This window comes from Streptomyces sp. NPDC060205, assembly GCF_042728395.1.
Classification (GTDB): domain Bacteria; phylum Actinomycetota; class Actinomycetes; order Streptomycetales; family Streptomycetaceae; genus Streptomyces.
Genome location: NZ_JBHWZP010000209.1, coordinates 1 through 16,653 on the forward strand (window position 1 = coordinate 1; position 16,653 = coordinate 16,653).

The window sequence follows — 16,653 nt, forward strand, 5'->3', positions numbered from 1 at the left end:
GGAGTGGACATGTCCACTCCAGCCGCCCGCCGCCTTTTCGCAGTCTCAGCCCAGGGGGTCCGGCTGGGGCTCCGGGGGCGGGGTCGGGTCCGGGCCGGGCGCGGGGCGCGGCGGTGGTCCCGGGACCGGGCGGGGCGTCGGGGTCGGCACCGGGTCCGGTTCCGGGAAGGGCTGCGGCCGGTCCGGGCCCGGGCCGGGCGTGGGATCCGGATGTACGGGATCGGGGAACGGTTGCGTCATCATGTCCTCCAGCCAGAGGGAACGTCGGCTCTGGACTTCTCCCCCGCCTACCCGGGCCCCGCGCACCCACTCACTCCGTAGCGAACGGAACGGAGGCCATGTGGCCCCGGAAGGGGCCCTTTAAGGGGCGCGGGGAACTGCGCGACCAGCCCCCACGCACCCGCACTGTGCATGCCAACCCCAGCGACCCGACCCGACCCCGGCAGGGGTTTCGCTCAGAACCGACCGGGGTGGGCCGCAAGCCACCCCTTCGCCGCACTCAGCAGCGCAGCGTCCGCCACCGGCGCCTCCTCCGGGTGCCGCTCGGCCCACTTCACGACGTACGGGCAGAGCGGCGCGACCGGCACGCCCTCGCGCTCGGAGATCGCGTACAGCTCACGGGCGAGGGAGCCCGCGATGCCCTTGCCCTCGTGCGCGGACTCCACGGTGGTGTGCACCGGCACGAGGGCCCGGCCGGGGCTTTCGAGGACGAAGTACGCGATGCGGCCCGCCACTTCGTCACCGGCGTACGCCTCCAGGAGGCCGCGCTCCCGGTCGTCACGGATGGTGATGTCGCTCATGGATTCTCCTCGTAGTACTGGTACGGGGGTACGCATGCGGTGCGGGTGCAGGTCAGGCCGCCGGGACGGCCTGCGGGCTCCGCTCCTGGTCCGAGCCCGGTACCGGCTCGGACGGGTCCGAGCCGAGCGACACGATCCGGTTGTCGCCGTCCACGTGCACGACCCGCGGCTTCAGCGCACGCGCCTCGGCGTCGGAGACCTGCGCGTAGCTGATGAGGATCACCAGATCGCCGGGGTGCACCAGGTGGGCCGCGGCGCCGTTGATGCCGATGACCCCCGATCCGCGCTCCCCCTCGATGACGTACGTCTCCAGACGGGCGCCGTTGGTGATGTCGACGATGTGGACCAGCTCACCGGGCAGCAGGTCGGCGGCGTCGAGCAGATCGGCGTCGACCGTGACGGAGCCGACGTAGTGCAGGTCGGCCTGGGTGACGGTGGCACGGTGGATCTTGGATTTGAACAGAGTACGCAGCACTTCGGACTCCTAGAAGACAGCTCCCCGCCAGCTTTCTGCAGGTCAGGGGCGTGCCTCACTGTACATCGGCGTGTCTGCGGCTCAAAGACCTCCCGATGCGGCCGGGCTCCCGCTCCTCAGGCGTGTCAGGCGTCGTTTCCGGTGCGTGCCGTGGCGAGCAGCTGCGTCTCCCAGGCGAAGGCGACACCGGTGGCGCCACCGTGTGCAAGCAGCACGTCGGTCATGGCCGCGATGGTCTTCTCGCGCGCCCAGTCGCGCTGCCACTCACTCGCCACGGCCGTCCAGGTGATCGGTACCACTCCCGCCTGGACCATGCGCAGCACCGCCATGTCATGGGCCTCCTTCGAGGCACCGCCCGAGGCGTCGGTGACGACGAAGACCTCGAAGCCCTCGCCCGCCGCCTGTATCGCCGGCATCGCGACGCAGATCTCCGTCCAGAGACCGGCGATGATCAGCTTCTTGCGGCCGGTGGCCTTGACGGCGTCGACGACCCGCTCGTCCTCCCAGGTGTTGATGAACGTCCGGTCGATCGGCTTCTGCTCCGGGAACACATCCTGCAGCCCCTTGATGAGGTATCCGCCGCGCTCCTCAAGGACGGTCGTCAGGACGGTCGGTACGTCGAACAGCTTGGCGGTCCTGGCCAGGGCGACGGCGTTGTTCACGATCATCGTCGGTTCATGGCTGTGCAGGTTGGCGAACTGGAACGGCTGATGGTCGATCAGGACGACGACGCTCTCCTCGGGCGTCAGCAGCGCCTGCAGTCCGGACTTCGTGCCGTTGCTCATGGGGTCCCTCTCCGGGGTGACGGTCCATCCGATCGTGTGGTTGACGCATCATCTACATTAGCAGTGGAGGTTGACGTGTCAACCAAATGGATGACGCCCTGGTCCTCAACGCGGCTGATACAGGCGGCAGTTGACCGTTGCCGCACGACTGGCCCAGGGCTCGTCCATGGCGTGCCCGTCACCGGGAGGGTCAGCGGGGCGGCGGGTTCCGGCGCGGCATGATGACGGCGTTCGGCAGTGCCGGCGCGGGCAGGGGTCCGCCGGGAAAGTCCTCGATGACGCCGAAGCGGTCGGAGGCGGCCTCCCAGTCCTCGCGGGCCTTCACCACGTCCTCGTGGCTGCGGCCGACGAAGTTCCACCACATGACGATCTCCTCCCCGAAGGGGGGCCCGCCGATGAGGACGGCCCGCGCCGGGGCGTCGGTCTCGTTGGCCATCGTCAGGGTGTCCGCGCCGCGGGGGACGTAACCGAGTTCGGCGGGCCGCAGCACGGTGCCGGTCAGGCGGATGTCTCCGCCGTCCACGAGGAGGCCGTGCTCGAAGGCCGCGTCCACGGCGAGGGTGAGCGTCGCGCGGGGCGCGAGGACGATCTCGGCGCCGAGCAGCGGCGTGAAGGTACGGACCGGGGAGATCCGGCCGGCGAGCGAGCCCAGGAAGACCCTGATCCCGGCCCCGTCGACCTGCGCGGGTTCGGGCACGTAATGCTGGAAGTCCCGGGCGGTGCCGCGGTGTTCCTCGGGCAGCGCGACCCACAGCTGGACGCCGTGGAGGACGGCGGTGCCCGGGGTGGAGACCTCCGAGTGGGCGATGCCGTGGCCGCCGGTCATCAGGTTCATCTCACCGGGCCGGATCAGGGCGTGGGTGCCGAGGGTGTCACGGTGTTCGACCTCGCCGCTGAACAGCCAGCTCACCGTCTGCAGTCCGGTGTGCGGATGCGGAGGCATGTTCATACCCCCCGAGACGGCGACCTCGTGCGGGCCGTAGTGATCGGCGAAGCACCAGGCGCCGATGAGGGTGCGTGCCCGCTGGGGCAGCGTCCGTCGCACGCCCAGCGCACGCGGTCCCCCGAGAGGGACTTCACGCGCCGACAGGACCTCGACCGCGGGCACCCCTGCCGGCCGGTCGTCGTCGACGAGTGCACCGCAGCGCAGAGCCTCGGCATCGGTTTCCGCGTTGCTCATCGAGAGCACCTCCCACGTAATTTGGTTGTCACATCAACTAGGATGGCACAGGGCGGGCCGACGGCCCAGGCACCCGTACGACCACAGGCCACGGCGCGCGTGGCCCGAAGGAGACCCCGACGTGAGCGACCGCACCCACAGCTCCGAGCCCCGCAGGATCTTCATCGACAAGCAGAGTCCCAAGGCCTTCCATGCCCTGGTGCAGGTCTCGGAGACGGTCCGGGCGACGGCTTCCGAGGCCGGGCTCGACCGCATCGCCGTGGAACTGATCAACCTCCGCGTGTCCCAGCTCAACGGCTGCGCCTACTGCCTGGACAGGCACACCACGGCGGCCCTGCGCGCCAGTGAATCAACGCGGAGACTCGGAGTCCTGAGCGCCTGGCGGGACACCGGCCTGTTCTCCCCTGCCGAGCGCGCGGTCCTGGCGCTGGCCGAGGCCACGACCGATCCGGCGGATGCCGCGGCCCAGAGCTCGGCCTACGAGGCCGCCCGGCAGGTTCTCACCGAGGACCAGATCTCGGCGGCGATCTGGGTGGCGGTCACCATCAACGCGTTCAACCGCGTGTCGATCATGAGCAAGCACCCCGTGTCGCCGCTCCGCGACGAGTAGCGGCGGCCGGTCCGCCCACCTCGCCGTGGGCGGAGAGCGTGGGCGGAGACCATGGGTGGAGACCGTGGGCGGAGACCGCCTCAGGGGCGGGGCAGGTTCCGCAGGTTGGCGCGGGCCAGGTCGAGCATCCTGCCGACGCCTCCGTCGAGCACGGTCCGGCCCGCGGCGAAGGCGAACCCCTTGATCTGGGCGGCCGATATGTGCGGCGGGATCGACAGCGCGTTGGGGTCGGTCACCAGGTCGACCAGGAACGGTCCGTCATGGGCGAGCGCCCGCTTCAGCCCCTCGGCAACGTCTCCGGGCTGCTCGATGCGGATCGCCTCGATGCCCGCGCCGCGGGCTATCGCCGCGTAGTCCACCGGCCCGTGGTCGGTCTCGTACTCGGGCAGCCCCTCGACCAGCATCTCCAACTTGACCATGCCCAGGGAGGAGTTGTTGAAGACGATCGTCTTCACCGGCAGGTCGTGCAGCTTCACGGTGAGCAACTCGCCCATCAGCATGCCCAGTCCGCCGTCCCCCGACATCGATATCACCTGGCGGCCGGGGTAGGCGAACTGCGCGCCGACGGCGTGCGGCAGCGCGTTGGCCATCGTGCCGTGCAGGAACGAACCGATCACCCGCCGCCGTCCGTTGGGGGTGAGGTAACGCGCCGCCCACACATTGGACATGCCGGTGTCCACGGTGAACACCGCGTCGTCGGCGGCGAGTTCGTCCAGCACGGAGGCCGCGTACTCGGGGTGGATCGGGGTGTGCCGCTCGACGTCGTGGGTGTAGGCGGAGACCACCTTCTCCAGCGACTTGGCGTGCTTGTGCAGCATCCGGTCCAGATAGGTGCGGTCCCGCTTCGCCTCGACCAGCGGCAGCACGGTCCTCAGCGTCTCCCGGACGTCGCCGTGCACCCCGAGGTCCAGCACGGTGCGACGGCCGAGCCGGCCCGCGTCGTGGTCGATCTGCACGGTACGCGCCTGCGGCAGGAAGTCGTTGTACGGGAAATCGGTGCCGAGCAGGACGACCAGGTCGGCCTCGTGCATCGCGTCGAAGCAGGCGCCGTACCCCAGCAGCCCGCTCATGCCCACGTCGTACGGGTTGTCGAACTGGATCCACTCCTTGCCCCGCAGGGTGTGCCCGACGGGGGCGGCGGCCTGCTCGGCGAGCGCCATGACCTCGGCGTGCGCGTCCCGCACTCCCGCGCCGCAGAACAGCATCACTTTCCGCGCCGCGTTCAGCTTCTCGGCCAGCGCCCGGACCTGTGTGTCCGGCGCGACGACGCGGCCCCGCTCGGTGACCAGGTCGCTGCTTCCGGTCGGACGGGTCGCTTCGGCGTGCGCGACGTCGCCCGGCAGCACCAGGACCGACACGGCGTTGTTGCCGAGGGCCCGCTGCATGGCGATCCGCAGGACCCGGGGCAGCTGCTCGGGGGTGCTGATCATCTCGCAGTAGTCGCTGCACTCGACGAACAGCCGTTCCGGGTGCGTCTCCTGGAAGAAGCCGGTCCCTATCTGGTGGGACGGGATGTGCGAGGCGAGCGCCAGCACGGGCGCGCCGGAGCGGTGCGCGTCGTACAGCCCCTGGATCAGATGGGTGTTCCCGGGGCCACAGCTGCCGGCACACACCGCCAGCCTGCCGGTCAGCTGGGCCTCCGCCGCCGCGGCGAAGGCGGCGGCCTCCTCGTTGCGTACATGCACCCACTCGATGCCGTCGGTACGGCGCACCGCGTCGACCACCGAGTTCAGGCTGTCACCCACCACGCCGTAGATCCGCTGCACACCCGCCTGGCGCAGCACGTCCACCATCTGCTGGGCCACGGTCAGATTCCGCATCGCCGGACTTCCCCTCTCGGACTGCACACCTGTCTCATACGACTCTCCACAGCACTCTCGCCGGGCGCCGGCCTGGGACGGGCCGGACGCGCCATCTGCCGGACGTGTCACCGACCGGACACGTCGCCGGCCGGACACGTCACTGGCCGCAGGGCCCCGCGTGGTCGCAGTACGGCTGGAGGCGGCTCTGCCCGCAGCCGCACAGCACGGCCCTGGTCTCGGCGCGGGCGCCCCGCGGAGTGTCCACGCTCAGTTCCCCGCGCACGGTCAACTGCCCGGTGGCGCTGCGGGTGATGGTCGTGGGCCGGTCGGGGACTTCCGTCCCGCCGTCCACGAGTTCGTACCGGAGCGCGCCCGACGGGCAGCGCCGTACCACTTCCGCCAGGCGCTCGGCCGTGGAGGCATCCGGCAGGATCCACGGTCGCCTCGTCGTGTCGAACACCTCGGGCAGGCCATGGACGCATTCGGCGGCATGGAGGCAGCGCCCGGCCTCGAAGGTCACCGTGATCGACTCCGCCCGGTACGTCCTGCGCTCGGATTCGCCGCTCATACCCGCCTCCACCACCGCCGCGCCCTGCTCCTCAGTCACTGACCCTGCTGCGGGACTGGTACAGCAGGTCCTGGTACTCGGGGTGCCGGTTGATCCAACCCGCGAAGAAGGGGCAGGTCGCCAGCACCCGCAGGTTCGCGGCGCGTGCCTCGTCCAGGGCGGTACGGGCCAGCGCGGACCCGACTCCCGCACCCTCGTACTCCGCCTCGACCTCGGTGTGCACGAACGCGATGAGCTCCGTCGTACGGATGTACTGCGCGACGCCCGCCACCTTGGAGGCGCCGTCGACACGGGCCTCGTAGCTCTTCGCCTCGGGTACGTCGATCACTTCGACCGTCATGTGTCCTCCTCGTGGGGCCCGATCCCGCTCACCCCGGATGCGGCGAAATCCCGTCGGCCGGGACATCAACCTAGCTCTCTTAGGTTGATGCATCAACTTAACCGTACGCCGCCTCACCGAGTGACGACGCCGCCACCACGAGTGGATGAGGTGTCAACGACGTCGCTAGACTCCGTTCATGGACGCATCGCCGCGCTGGCTCGATCCGGAAGAGAAGGACGCCTGGGACAGCTTCATCCGCATGCACGAGAAACTCATCGGACGACTGTCCCGCCGCATTCAGGCCGACTCCGGAATGTCCGCGTCGGACTACATCGTGCTCGTCAGCCTCACCGAGAGGGGCGGCGGACGGATGCGCTTCCTGGATCTGGCCAAGCTCGTGGAGTGGGAGAAGAGCCGCATGTCCCACCAGGTCACACGGATGGCGAAGCGCGGGCTCGTGGCCAGGGAGGAATGCCCCGACGACGGACGCGGCGCGTTCATCGTCGCCACCCCGGCCGGCTACCGGGCGATCGAAGAGGCCGCGCCGCAGCACGTCGAGCACGTCCGCCGCCTGTTCATCGAAGCCCTGACCCCGAGCCAGCTGAGCACGCTCGGCCGGCTCAGCGAGCGCGTACTGGACCACATGGAACGGCAGCCGGACTGACACCGGGCCACAGTTCTCTCACGTGCGGCCGTACACGCCCCATCACCGTGTAGTTGACACGACAACCAGCCCGGTGTCATGTTGACGCATCAACCGGATCGGCGGAGGTGGTGCGGGTGACCGCCGCACCCCGACACAACGAAGGCGTTGGACGAGTGAACACGATGGATGTCCAGCAGATCGAGTTCGGTATCGACAGCTTCGGAGACCGGCCCCGCAACGACCGGGGCATGATCGTCTCGCCCGCGCAGGCGATCCGCGCCGCTGTCGCCGAAGCGGTTCTTGCCGACGAAGTCGGCATCGACGTCGTGGCGTTGGGTGAGCACCACCGACCCGAGTACGCGATCTCCAGCCCCGAGACGGTACTGGCCGGCATCGCGACCGCCACCAAGCGCATCCGGCTCGCCTCGGGCGTGTCAGTGCTCTCCTCGGACGACCCGGTGCGGGTGTTCCAGCGATTCGCCACGGTCGACGCGCTCTCCAACGGCCGCGCCGAGGTGATCCTCGGACGCGGTTCCTTCACCGAATCGTTCCCCCTGTTCGGGTACGACCTGAAGGACTACGAGGTGCTGTTCGAGGAGAAGATCGAACTGTTCCACCGGCTCCTGGACGAGAGGCCGGTCACCTGGGAGGGCACCACGCGCGCCGCCCTGCACGATGCGGACGTGCACCCGAAGACCGAGTCGGGGCGCCTCAAGACCTGGGTGGGAGTGGGCGGCACACCGAAGTCCGTGCTCCGCACCGCTCAGTACGGCTTCGGGCTCATGCTCGCCGTCATCGGCGGCGCCCCCGACCGGTTCGCGCCCTACGTGGATCTGTACCGGCGTGCCAGTGACGAGTTCGGCACGACCGCGCAGCCGGTCGGCCTGCATTCGCCGGGCTTCGTCGCGGCCACCGACGAAGAGGCCAAGGAGCTCTTCCACCCCGGCTACAAGGAGATCCGCGACCGGATCGGGGCGCAGCGCGGCTGGCAACCGCTTCGCCGGGCGGAGTTCGACGCCGAGGTGGACCGCGGATCGCTGTACGTCGGCTCGGTCGAGACGGTGGCGACCAAGATCGCGCATGCCGTCCGGGTCCTGAACGCGGGCCGGTTCGACATGATCTACTCCGCCGCGGGCACCGTTTCGGCCTCCGCACGTCTGCGTTCCGTCGAGTTGTACGGCACCCAGGTCATCCCACGGGTCCGCGAGCTGCTGGCGGAGCGGCCCGCGGGTACGGCGGGCGCCGCGGGCACCGCAGATACGGCGGGTGCGGCGGGAACGGCACGATGACCGACCCCGTCACCACCATCGGGATCCTGGGAGCCGGCAAACTCGGCACCGTCCTGGCCCGCCTGGCGGTCGCCTCCAGCTATCGCGTCCTGATCTCCGGGTCCGGTGACCCCTCAAGGATCGCGCTCACCGCCAAGATCCTCACCCCGGGAGCGACCGCCGTGTGGCCGGCCCAGGCCGCGGGCGCCGCCGACGTGGTGATCCTGGCTCTCCCGCTCGGCGGACACCGCGATCTCCCGGTTCCGCAGCTGGAGGGAAAGCTCGTCATCGACGCGATGAACCACTGGTGGGAGGTCGACGGCCCCCGCGCCGCGGTCCTCCCCGCCGACACCTCGTCGAGCGAAGCCGTGCAGGGGTTCCTGCCAGGTGCGCGTGTCGTCAAAGCCCTCAACCACATGGGCTACCACGACCTCGAAGACGAGGCTCGCCCGGCCGGCGGCCCCGGACGCAAGGCCATCGCGATCGCCGGGAACGCGTCCGGGGATCTCGCCGTCGTGTCCGCGCTGGTCGACGCTCTCGGATTCGACCCGCTCACCATCGGCGACCTCGCCGCGGGCGCCCGGCTCGAACCCGGGACCCCCGCCTTCGGAGCCAATGTCGACGCCGAGCGGCTTCGCGCACTCACCGCCGCTCCGGCTCCAGGTCCTCCTCCTACGCCTACTCCTACAGGGCTTGCCGGATGACGCGAGAACTGGCCGGCGGCTTCGGTGCGTCCATGACGGTCGCACTCGATCCCGGCGACCCGATCAGCTCGTACCACGTCAGACGTGCCGACAGGACACCCGTCGGCACGGCCGACTTCGTCCGGCATACGTTTTCGTCGGCCTGTCAGCAGGTCGGACGGTCAGCAGGTCAGAAAGGAAAAGCACCATGGGTTACATCAAGGTCGGCACGGAGAACAGCACTCCGATCGAGCTCTATTACGAGGATCAGGGTTCTGGACAGCCGGTCGTCCTGATCCACGGATATCCGCTGAACGGGCACAGCTGGGAACGTCAGACACGGGAGCTGCTGGCCCAGGGCTATCGGGTCATCACCTATGACCGTCGCGGCTTCGGCCAGTCGTCGAAGGTGAACTCCGGCTACGACTACGACACCTTCGCCGCCGACCTGAACACGGTCCTTGAGACCCTAGACCTGCGGGACGTCGTCCTCGTCGGCTTCTCGATGGGCACCGGGGAGCTGGCCCGCTACGTCAGCCGCCACGGTCATGAGCGGGTCGCGAAGCTCGCCTTCCTCGCCTCGCTCGAACCGTTCCTCGTCGCCCGCGACGACAACCCCGAAGGGGTGCCGCAGGAGGTCTTCGACGGGATCGCCGCGACCGCGAAGGCGGACCGGTACGCCTGGTTCAAGCAGTTCTACTCGGACTTCTACAACCTCGACGAAAACCTCGGCACCCGTATCAGCGAGGAGGTCGTGACCGGCAGCTGGAACGTCGCGATCGGCAGCGCCCCGGTCGCTGCGTACGCTGTCGTACCCGCGTGGATCGAGGACTTCCGCGCCGATGTCGAGGCGGTCCGTGAGAGCGGCAAGCCCGCACTGATCCTGCACGGGACGCACGACAACATCCTGCCGATCGACGCCACCGCGCGCCGATTCCACCAGGCGCTCCCCGAGGCCCACTACATCGAGATCGAGGGAGCGCCGCACGGCCTGCTCTGGACCCACGCCGACGAGGTCAACACCGCACTGCGCGACTTCCTCGCGAAGTAGGGCCGAATGACTGGCCGTTGCCCTGCGGCCGAGACCTCTGACGTCGTCGTGACGTCGTCCTGACGTCGTCCTGACGTCGTCCTGACGTCGTCCCAGGCGAAGAGGCGTCCGGATCGGGTTGACCCTCGACCTTGTCGAGGGCTCAGGGTTCCGGGTGTGGAGAACGAGATGCGCAGTATCGGGGAGATGGCCCGGGACGGTGGGCTCAGCGTGAGTGCGCTGCGGTTCTACGACCGGGCCGGGGTGCTGGTACCGGCCTGGGTGGACCCCGTCAGCGGCTATCGCTGGTACGAGCAGGAGCAGTTGGAGGAGGCCACGCTGCTGGCCCGGTTGCGCCGGGCCGGCATGCCGCTGGCGGACATCCGGCTCGTGCTCGCCGGGTGGGCGGGCGCGGACACCGAGCTGGTGCGCGGGCTCCTTGAGGCTCACCTGCGCCGTCTCGAACTGGGGCTGTCCGATGCCCGCGGTGAGTTCTCCACGCTCCGAGCTCTACTCGACCGCAGGGAGAACCCCATGGCTTCGCTCCGCACCGCCGCCGCGACCACCGCCGCTGCCGCTGCCACTCGGGTGTCCACGTCGCCGCTGGAGCTGGCCGCCGCGCTGGACACGGTCCGTTTCGCGGCCGGCTCCGACCCCGAGCTGCCGATGCTCGCCGGCATCTTCTTCGACGTCGAAGGTGACGGACTCCGTCTGGTGGCCACCGACCGCTACCGGATGGCCGTCGCACGAGCGCACACGACCGGGCATGTCGGGTCCCGGACCCAGGTGCTCGTGCCTCTTCCGCTCGCCGACGCGATGCGGGCGCTCCTGACCGGCGGCGAGACCGTCAACCTCGTGGTGGACGGTGACCGCGTCATGCTGGAGGCCGGGGAACGGCAGACGGCCGGTCAGGTCATCGGGCATGAGTTCCCGGACTACCGCCGCCTCGTCAACCTCCCGGCCGGTCGTCGGGTTCGCATCGATACGGCGGCCTTCCGCGCCGCGCTGGAGAACGGTCCTGTCCGCACGAGCGAGGCCGGGGAGCCGGACGGCGAGCCCCAGGACCTCAGTGTGCTCAGGATGACGGAGGACGGAAACGTGGTCGTGTGCGACGACGGTGCCGACGGTGACGGCAGTGCCGACGAGCGGGACGACGTCGGTGTCAATCGCGAGTTCCTGCTGCACGCGCTCGCCGCCGGAGCCCGGGACGAGCTGGTCCTGGAGCTGGGTGCGCCGACGGCTCCGCTCGCGATCCGTCGGCCCGACGACGAGGACGCGTTCTCTCTCCTGATGCCGGTGCGACTGGAGAACTGACGTCCGGCCGCCGGCCTGCGGGACAGGACGGCGGCCAGGTCGGCGTCGGTTGCGAGGGCGGCTCAGCCGGTGTGGGGGCAGTTGCCTCGGTATTCCTCGATGGTCGTACTCGCCGCGGGCAGCGGGCACAGGAACTGTTCGTAGCGGGTGTCGTTGTCGATGAACCGCTTCAGCCAGGAAATGCTGTACTTCGCGACCGTCGTGTTGGACGACGTGGGGGCGGAGTGCGTGGCGTTGTTCAGCTCCAGGTACGCGCGGTTCAGCGCGGACGGCAGGCTGGTGTAGAACGGCTCGGCGTGCGAGGAGACCGGCGCGACCGTGTCACCGTCCGCTCCGACGATCAGGGTGGGCGTCTGGACCTCCGGCCAGGTCTTGTCGGTGTTCCACGGCGTGAGCGGGACCGCGGCCTGCAACGACGGCCGGTCCTTGGACGCTTCCAGCGAGCCGCCGCCGCCCATGGAGTGCCCCATGACGCCGAGCCGGGTGCTGTCGATCCGGGTACGGACGCTGCTGCTCTGCGTCAAGTAGTCGAGCGCTGCGAGCAGTTGGTCACCGCGGGCGGCCGGCTGGTCGAGGGTGCTGAGGGTGTCGATGGTGATAACGACGAAGCCCTGGGAGGCCAGCCTGGGGCCGAGCCATGACACCGCCGACTGCGAAGCGGTGAATCCTGGCGAGATGGCCACCGCTCCGAACGTGCCGTCGCTGGTGCTGGTCGGGTAGTAGACGGTCCCGCCGCCGAAACCGCTCACGCTGGACCGGGAAACGGTCGTCTGCGAGACGGCGTACGAGCCGCGGGCGGCCTCGATGCTGGCGTTGGTCGGCGCCGGGCCGCGTTCGTAGGGGTTGTCCGCGGCGTCGGCGACACCGGTGAGGGAGCTGGTCAGACCGGCGAGCAGTGCGGCCGTGGCCGACAGCGCGGCGAGTCGGCCACGCGGTCGGCGCGGGCGCGGCGCACGTTCCGCCCGCGCGGAGGAAGTGGGTGTGGACGTGGAGGTGGATCTGGGTGTGGGGGATGCTTGCACGATCGGTCCTTTCACCAGGTTCCGTGGGTGACACGGGAGCGGTGACTCCGGTGGTGCGTGCCCTGCTCATGGCTGGTCGGGCGTGCTCGTGGCTGGTCGAGCCCCGGCTTGCCCGGCCGTGTGCGACGCGCGTCGGGAGACGCGGGCCGCAGGACGTGGCGTCACGTCACGGAAGCAATGAGGTTGTCTCGGATGGCGCGTTGGGGCGGTGCACGGTGCTGCGTGCGAAATGAATCCGAAGGACGACCTGCGACCGGGCCGTGGGGGCCCGAGCCGCCTGAAGCAGCATCACCATAGGGCCGCTGCGGCTCCACGCCATCGGTGATGTCGCCGGTGTCATCGACGACTGCGGCGCGGTACGGCGTATGACGCGCGTTCGCTCAGCCGCGCGACGGGGCGGACGGGGCGGACGGGGCGGACGGCACCTCGTACCGCACGAGCGCCCTCGCGAACGGCTCACCACTGCGCCGGGCGTACGTCATCCGCTCACGGACCTCGCGCAGGGTCCGGGGCCGGTACCCGGGTCCGCCACAGCAGCTCCTGTGAAAACGAACACCGGCGTGCAGCAACACGGACAGCGTCCGCCAGGCCGCGATGTCCCGACGCCGAGGCGCGGCGAAGGCGGAACCCACATGGATCAGCGACCGCGCACAGCGGGGGCAGATCCGCTGCCGGTCCCCGTCGTAGGGCTGCTTGTACGCGGCCCTGCAGGGCAGGCAGACGTACGAGGTCTTCGCGTGGGACATGGGGTCAGGGTATGCGTCACCGGGCCGCGGAATCGAAGGCATTTCCTGCCCGCGCTCGACGGACAATCCGCAACAGGGCAAGCAGGGCAGGACCCACGGCACGTCAACTTGTCGGACATCGGCCGTACTCTGTTGCTGCTGAGCAAGGGGAGACGGGGAGACGATGATCGACTATCGCAAGGCAACCGTTCCGGTGTGGACACTGGCTACCGGCGACGTACGGGTGCCTGCAATCGGCGGCGACGAGCCGATGACGGCTGAGCGCCTGGTCGAGCTGCGCGGTGTGCTGGCCGGTCTGGCCGACCAGCCGATCGCCACACTTGAGCTGCATCCGGTGCCCGACGCGCTCGACCGCAGCCGCGGTATCCCGTTGGACGCCGTGAGTCCCTTGGCACAGCATCTGTCGCAGCTCATCACGCAGTCGGCGCGAAATTCCTCCGTGGCGGCCAAGGCGACCGCTGCCGGCGAAGGCCTGTACCGCATGGTGGTGCCGGCGAAGGTTGCCGCCCAGTTCGGCCAGGGCATCGTTCGCCCGATGGCCGGGAAGGGCGTGGCCGGTGGCATCCACGGCCCACTCGTGAACTCGGCCGGCCGTATCGTCGCCGGCGCGAAGTTCGTGCCGGTCGGGCAGGCGGCGGCAGCGGGCGCGGTCGGCGGAGCCGGTGCCACGGCCGGTGCCGCGCTCACCGGCAGCGCGGTGCTCACCGTGGCCGCGCCTCTCGTGCTCATGGCCATAGCCGTGGGAGTCAGCGCGAACGCCGACTCCAAGCGCCGGCAGGCCATCGAACACATCACGGAACTGCTGGAGCAGCTGCACGAACAGAAGCTCGACGACGAGCACAGCGAACTCGACGGCTGTCGCGATGCCATCGACAAGGCAACAGCCATCCTGCTCGACCAGGGCAAGCTCGGTGCCTCGCTGGGACTGGACTCGGCCGTGCATGCCATCAACACGGCGCTGGGCGCCGCCGATCGCCGTCTTGCCCGGTGGCAAAGCGCACTCGACAAGCTGCCCGACGGCAAGGCCGTCGAGATCGACACGCTGACCAAGTCGTTCCCCGGAGTCGACGACGAGGGCGGCACCTTCCGCGCCCACCTCGCACTCGCCGCCCTGGCGATCGCCCTGAAGCGGCGGGTCATCGTCCTGCAAGCCGTCGAACACGCTCAGGGCGAACCCGACAGCCTGTTCGAGAATTTCGCCCGCGCGCTCAAGGCTGACCAGCAGCGCCTCGACGAACTGGAGTCGGGCATCGGCGGCGTGCTGGTACAGCTGTCGGCGCTGGAGCTGGCCCGGCCGAACGGTTTGCGGCCCGTCTTCACGACCGGTGAAGTCGATCGCCTGATGCGCGCGGCACACCGGATTCGCAGGCTCGGTGACGGCGTCTCGGCCGACAGCCGCATGACGGACGTGGCGATCGAGATCGCCCGCGACAGGGACGGCTCGGTGGTGGTGTTCCCCGCGCTGCCCGCGTCGGCGTAGGACTCGCCGGGATCCCTTGGCTGCGGATCAGCAGGTCAACTCGCCCGTCCCGCCCGGCTCGTTGGCGCCCGTGGACAGGGCGATCTGCTTGACCTTGCCCGTGTAGTCGCCCACCGCTCCGTCCTCCGTCGCGCCGTCGGTGTAGTAGAGGGCGGATGCCCAGGGCTCCGCGTCCTTGTCCAGTCTGTCCGTCAGGGCCTTCATCGTCGATGTGCGGTAGTTGGTGTTCAGACAGCCGCCGCCGAGGTACGACCAGTCGGGGTTGGTGCCCTCCGTCGGTTCCGTCGGTGACGCGTCGGACGGGAGCAGGGCGAGTGTCGCCCTGCGTGCCCTGTCCTCGTCGACCGGGGACGAGAAGACGATGTCCAGGCTGATGAGGTAATCCTTCAGGGACGCAGCCGACGGGACGGTCGCGCAGACGACTTCGTCCTTCGCCAGCCGGTAGGTCACGGGGTCACCGACGGGCATTCCCGTCTGCGCCGCGCACGCCTTGGACCACGAGACGCGCGGATAGCGCGCGTCCCACCAGGTCAGCGGTGAGGCGAGGCCCCTGCCGCCGAGGTCGTCCTTCGACGCCGCGTCGAGGGTCTGCTCGGGAAGCGGAGCCTCCTTCAACGCTTTGACGTTCGGGCAGAACTCAGTCCGCAGGAAGTCGGCCATCGCGGCGGCCTGTTCCTCGGTCGCGCCGTTCGCCTCGTCCGCGTAACGGATGCCTCTCCAGGTCCGGTAACCGACGTCCACGTTGCGGCAGGCGTCGATCTGGACGACGGCCAGTCCGCGGCGATCCTCCAGGCCGGTCTCCACGCCCACCCCTAGGCCGTAGTTGTTGGCATCGCCGACCTCGCCGAGCTTGTTGACCAGGGCGTCGTCGACGCCCGCGGCCGTCAGAGCCTCTTCCATGGAGGTGTCGTCGGCCGCCACCGCGTCCGAGTCGTCGGCCGGTGGTGTCGGCTCCGACTCCGATTCCGTCTCGTCCGCCGCGACGGGGGACGTACGCGTCGCCGACGGTGTCCCGCTTCCGCAGCCTCCGACGGCCAGCGTCGCGGCGACGAGCAGGGCGGTGCCGACGGCACGGCGGTATCGGGGCATGGCGCAACTCCGTGCAAGCGACAGTTGATCAACGTCAGTATGTGATCCACGCAATCAGTTCACAAGAGGTGAATATCCCTTTCGCTCAACGGAACCGAGTGGCCCGGCGTGCGGAGCCCGGTGTACCCGGGACCCCAACCGCGGTTTGGTGCGACCGCTCGTTGGCTAGGGTGGCAAAGGTGGCCTTGAAGACCGGTAATCGCCCGGCGCCCGCCGTGCTGCCCGCGCCCCTGCGCGCCCTGCTCGCGTCGGTCGCGGGGCTCGCCGGCGTCGTCGTCGCCGTGCTCGGCTTCATGTATGCCGGGCACGGTGAACCCGGCGCCGTGGACCGGTGGTTCGTGGAGCCGACGGACGACAGCGTGCGGGCGCCGTGGCGGGGTGTCGCGCTCGCCGTCGACTTTCTCGGTGAGCCAGTCGGAGCGGCTGCGCTGATCCTGGTCGCCGTCGCGGGCTGTCTGCTGCGTCGGCGCACTCGCGCCGCCGTGTTCGTCGTGGCCGGGGTCGGCGTCACCGTCGTGGTGGCGACACTCCTGAAGTCCCTGGTGGGGCGCACCATCCACGGCCCTGACAACCTGTCCTATCCGAGCGGGCACACCGCCTTCCTCACCGCGCTCGCGGTCATCGTGGCGCTGCTCGTGGTCGGCCGGTCCGGCTTCGGCAGGGCGGCGGGCGCGCTGCTCGTGCTCGCCGCGGGGCTGGTCGCGGGCGCCGCCATGGGGTGGGCGCAGGTCGCCCTGGGGGCCCACTATCCGACCGACGTCCTCGGCGGCTGGTGCACCGCGTTCACCGTGGTACCGGCGACGGCCTGGGTGATCGACCGGGCGGGCGACCGC

Annotated in this window: 18 protein-coding genes; 8 read left to right on the forward strand and 10 right to left on the reverse strand. The window is 69.8% G+C overall.

The genetic code is table 11. The features are described from left to right. Positions 1 to 455: 455 nt before the first annotated feature. The 4 genes from ACFWGJ_RS29625 to ACFWGJ_RS29640 all read right to left on the reverse strand — a co-directional run bounded on the left by ACFWGJ_RS29625 (position 456) and on the right by ACFWGJ_RS29640 (position 3,240). The gene (locus ACFWGJ_RS29625) at positions 456 to 800 is read right to left on the reverse strand and encodes a GNAT family N-acetyltransferase (protein WP_387330697.1); all 345 of its coding nucleotides are present in this window, start codon (positions 798 to 800) and stop codon (positions 456 to 458) included. Between the two features lie 52 nt (positions 801 to 852). Beyond that, complete coding sequence (gene panD, locus ACFWGJ_RS29630) at positions 853 to 1,275, reverse strand: aspartate 1-decarboxylase (RefSeq protein ID WP_387330700.1); 423 nt, start codon at positions 1,273 to 1,275, stop codon at positions 853 to 855. Between the two features lie 125 nt (positions 1,276 to 1,400). Continuing rightward, positions 1,401 to 2,060, reverse strand: coding sequence for a hydrolase (locus ACFWGJ_RS29635; protein ID WP_387330703.1), 660 nt, complete (start codon positions 2,058 to 2,060; stop codon positions 1,401 to 1,403). 190 nt (positions 2,061 to 2,250) lie between these two features. Then, positions 2,251 to 3,240: a pirin family protein gene (locus tag ACFWGJ_RS29640; protein ID WP_387330706.1), complete on the reverse strand. Its 990-nt coding sequence runs from the start codon at positions 3,238 to 3,240 to the stop codon at positions 2,251 to 2,253. A gap of 121 nt (positions 3,241 to 3,361) precedes the next feature. Here ACFWGJ_RS29640 and ACFWGJ_RS29645 point away from each other — a divergent pair, with 121 nt between their 5' ends. Continuing rightward, positions 3,362 to 3,850 carry a carboxymuconolactone decarboxylase family protein gene (locus tag ACFWGJ_RS29645; RefSeq protein WP_387330708.1) on the forward strand — a complete coding sequence of 163 codons (489 nt, stop codon included), beginning with the start codon at positions 3,362 to 3,364 and terminating at the stop codon, positions 3,848 to 3,850. Positions 3,851 to 3,930: 80 nt separating this feature from the next. On the opposite strand, the gene ACFWGJ_RS29650 is transcribed toward ACFWGJ_RS29645, so the two are convergent. The 3 genes from ACFWGJ_RS29650 to ACFWGJ_RS29660 all read right to left on the reverse strand — a co-directional run bounded on the left by ACFWGJ_RS29650 (position 3,931) and on the right by ACFWGJ_RS29660 (position 6,560). Next, positions 3,931 to 5,670 (reverse strand): pyruvate dehydrogenase, encoded by a 1,740-nt coding sequence (locus ACFWGJ_RS29650; protein ID WP_387330711.1) that lies wholly within the window; start codon positions 5,668 to 5,670, stop codon positions 3,931 to 3,933. 139 nt (positions 5,671 to 5,809) lie between these two features. After that, a complete protein-coding gene (locus tag ACFWGJ_RS29655) occupies positions 5,810 to 6,220 on the reverse strand; it encodes a (4Fe-4S)-binding protein (RefSeq protein WP_387330714.1) in 411 nt (136 codons plus the stop codon). Positions 6,221 to 6,251: 31 nt separating this feature from the next. Then, the gene (locus ACFWGJ_RS29660) at positions 6,252 to 6,560 is read right to left on the reverse strand and encodes a GNAT family N-acetyltransferase (protein WP_387330716.1); all 309 of its coding nucleotides are present in this window, start codon (positions 6,558 to 6,560) and stop codon (positions 6,252 to 6,254) included. A gap of 178 nt (positions 6,561 to 6,738) precedes the next feature. On the opposite strand from ACFWGJ_RS29660, the gene ACFWGJ_RS29665 reads away from it, so the two are divergent. From ACFWGJ_RS29665 to ACFWGJ_RS29685, 5 genes are all read left to right on the forward strand, one after another. Beyond that, positions 6,739 to 7,206 carry a MarR family winged helix-turn-helix transcriptional regulator gene (locus tag ACFWGJ_RS29665; protein ID WP_387330719.1) on the forward strand — a complete coding sequence of 156 codons (468 nt, stop codon included), beginning with the start codon at positions 6,739 to 6,741 and terminating at the stop codon, positions 7,204 to 7,206. Positions 7,207 to 7,370: 164 nt separating this feature from the next. Continuing rightward, on the forward strand, positions 7,371 to 8,477 hold the full coding sequence (locus ACFWGJ_RS29670) for an LLM class flavin-dependent oxidoreductase (RefSeq protein WP_387330743.1): 1,107 nt from the start codon (positions 7,371 to 7,373) through the stop codon (positions 8,475 to 8,477). Beyond that, a complete protein-coding gene (locus tag ACFWGJ_RS29675; protein WP_387330722.1) occupies positions 8,474 to 9,160 on the forward strand; it encodes an NADPH-dependent F420 reductase in 687 nt (228 codons plus the stop codon). Before ACFWGJ_RS29670 ends, ACFWGJ_RS29675 begins: the two co-directional genes overlap by 4 nt. Positions 9,161 to 9,347: 187 nt before the next feature. Beyond that, complete coding sequence (locus tag ACFWGJ_RS29680) at positions 9,348 to 10,190, forward strand: alpha/beta fold hydrolase (RefSeq protein WP_387330725.1); 843 nt, start codon at positions 9,348 to 9,350, stop codon at positions 10,188 to 10,190. 168 nt (positions 10,191 to 10,358) lie between these two features. After that, on the forward strand, positions 10,359 to 11,483 hold the full coding sequence (locus ACFWGJ_RS29685) for a MerR family transcriptional regulator (RefSeq protein WP_387330728.1): 1,125 nt from the start codon (positions 10,359 to 10,361) through the stop codon (positions 11,481 to 11,483). A 62-nt stretch (positions 11,484 to 11,545) separates the two neighbouring features. On the opposite strand, the gene ACFWGJ_RS29690 is transcribed toward ACFWGJ_RS29685, so the two are convergent. Beyond that, positions 11,546 to 12,505 carry an alpha/beta hydrolase gene (locus ACFWGJ_RS29690; protein WP_381833282.1) on the reverse strand — a complete coding sequence of 320 codons (960 nt, stop codon included), beginning with the start codon at positions 12,503 to 12,505 and terminating at the stop codon, positions 11,546 to 11,548. A gap of 380 nt (positions 12,506 to 12,885) precedes the next feature. Further along, the gene (locus ACFWGJ_RS29695) at positions 12,886 to 13,251 is read right to left on the reverse strand and encodes a deoxyxylulose-5-phosphate synthase (protein ID WP_387330731.1); all 366 of its coding nucleotides are present in this window, start codon (positions 13,249 to 13,251) and stop codon (positions 12,886 to 12,888) included. A gap of 163 nt (positions 13,252 to 13,414) precedes the next feature. Between ACFWGJ_RS29695 and ACFWGJ_RS29700 the strand changes: the two genes are divergently transcribed. Beyond that, positions 13,415 to 14,731, forward strand: coding sequence for a hypothetical protein (locus ACFWGJ_RS29700; RefSeq protein ID WP_387330734.1), 1,317 nt, complete (start codon positions 13,415 to 13,417; stop codon positions 14,729 to 14,731). Between the two features lie 27 nt (positions 14,732 to 14,758). Here ACFWGJ_RS29700 and ACFWGJ_RS29705 read toward each other — a convergent pair whose 3' ends face one another. Next, positions 14,759 to 15,820 (reverse strand): hypothetical protein, encoded by a 1,062-nt coding sequence (locus tag ACFWGJ_RS29705; protein ID WP_387330737.1) that lies wholly within the window; start codon positions 15,818 to 15,820, stop codon positions 14,759 to 14,761. A gap of 179 nt (positions 15,821 to 15,999) precedes the next feature. On the opposite strand from ACFWGJ_RS29705, the gene ACFWGJ_RS29710 reads away from it, so the two are divergent. After that, a partial coding sequence (locus ACFWGJ_RS29710) for a phosphatase PAP2 family protein (protein ID WP_387330740.1) occupies positions 16,000 to 16,653 on the forward strand: 654 nt, incomplete at its 3' end.

Bases quoted from the DNA above. Each gene is read 5' to 3' on its own strand.
- ACFWGJ_RS29680 (WP_387330725.1), top strand. From the start codon at position 9,348: ATGGGTTACATCAAGGTCGGCACGGAGAACAGCACTCCGATCGAGCTC.
- ACFWGJ_RS29655 (WP_387330714.1), bottom strand. From the start codon at position 6,220: ATGAGCGGCGAATCCGAGCGCAGGACGTACCGGGCGGAGTCGATCACG.
- ACFWGJ_RS29700 (WP_387330734.1), top strand. From the start codon at position 13,415: ATGATCGACTATCGCAAGGCAACCGTTCCGGTGTGGACACTGGCTACC.
- ACFWGJ_RS29625 (WP_387330697.1), bottom strand. From the start codon at position 800: ATGAGCGACATCACCATCCGTGACGACCGGGAGCGCGGCCTCCTGGAG.
- ACFWGJ_RS29665 (WP_387330719.1), top strand. From the start codon at position 6,739: ATGGACGCATCGCCGCGCTGGCTCGATCCGGAAGAGAAGGACGCCTGG.
- ACFWGJ_RS29705 (WP_387330737.1), bottom strand. From the start codon at position 15,820: ATGCCCCGATACCGCCGTGCCGTCGGCACCGCCCTGCTCGTCGCCGCG.
- ACFWGJ_RS29670 (WP_387330743.1), top strand. From the start codon at position 7,371: ATGGATGTCCAGCAGATCGAGTTCGGTATCGACAGCTTCGGAGACCGG.
- ACFWGJ_RS29640 (WP_387330706.1), bottom strand. From the start codon at position 3,240: ATGAGCAACGCGGAAACCGATGCCGAGGCTCTGCGCTGCGGTGCACTC.
- ACFWGJ_RS29635 (WP_387330703.1), bottom strand. From the start codon at position 2,060: ATGAGCAACGGCACGAAGTCCGGACTGCAGGCGCTGCTGACGCCCGAG.
- ACFWGJ_RS29660 (WP_387330716.1), bottom strand. From the start codon at position 6,560: ATGACGGTCGAAGTGATCGACGTACCCGAGGCGAAGAGCTACGAGGCC.
- ACFWGJ_RS29650 (WP_387330711.1), bottom strand. From the start codon at position 5,670: ATGCGGAATCTGACCGTGGCCCAGCAGATGGTGGACGTGCTGCGCCAG.
- ACFWGJ_RS29675 (WP_387330722.1), top strand. From the start codon at position 8,474: ATGACCGACCCCGTCACCACCATCGGGATCCTGGGAGCCGGCAAACTC.
- ACFWGJ_RS29685 (WP_387330728.1), top strand. From the start codon at position 10,359: ATGCGCAGTATCGGGGAGATGGCCCGGGACGGTGGGCTCAGCGTGAGT.
- ACFWGJ_RS29695 (WP_387330731.1), bottom strand. From the start codon at position 13,251: ATGTCCCACGCGAAGACCTCGTACGTCTGCCTGCCCTGCAGGGCCGCG.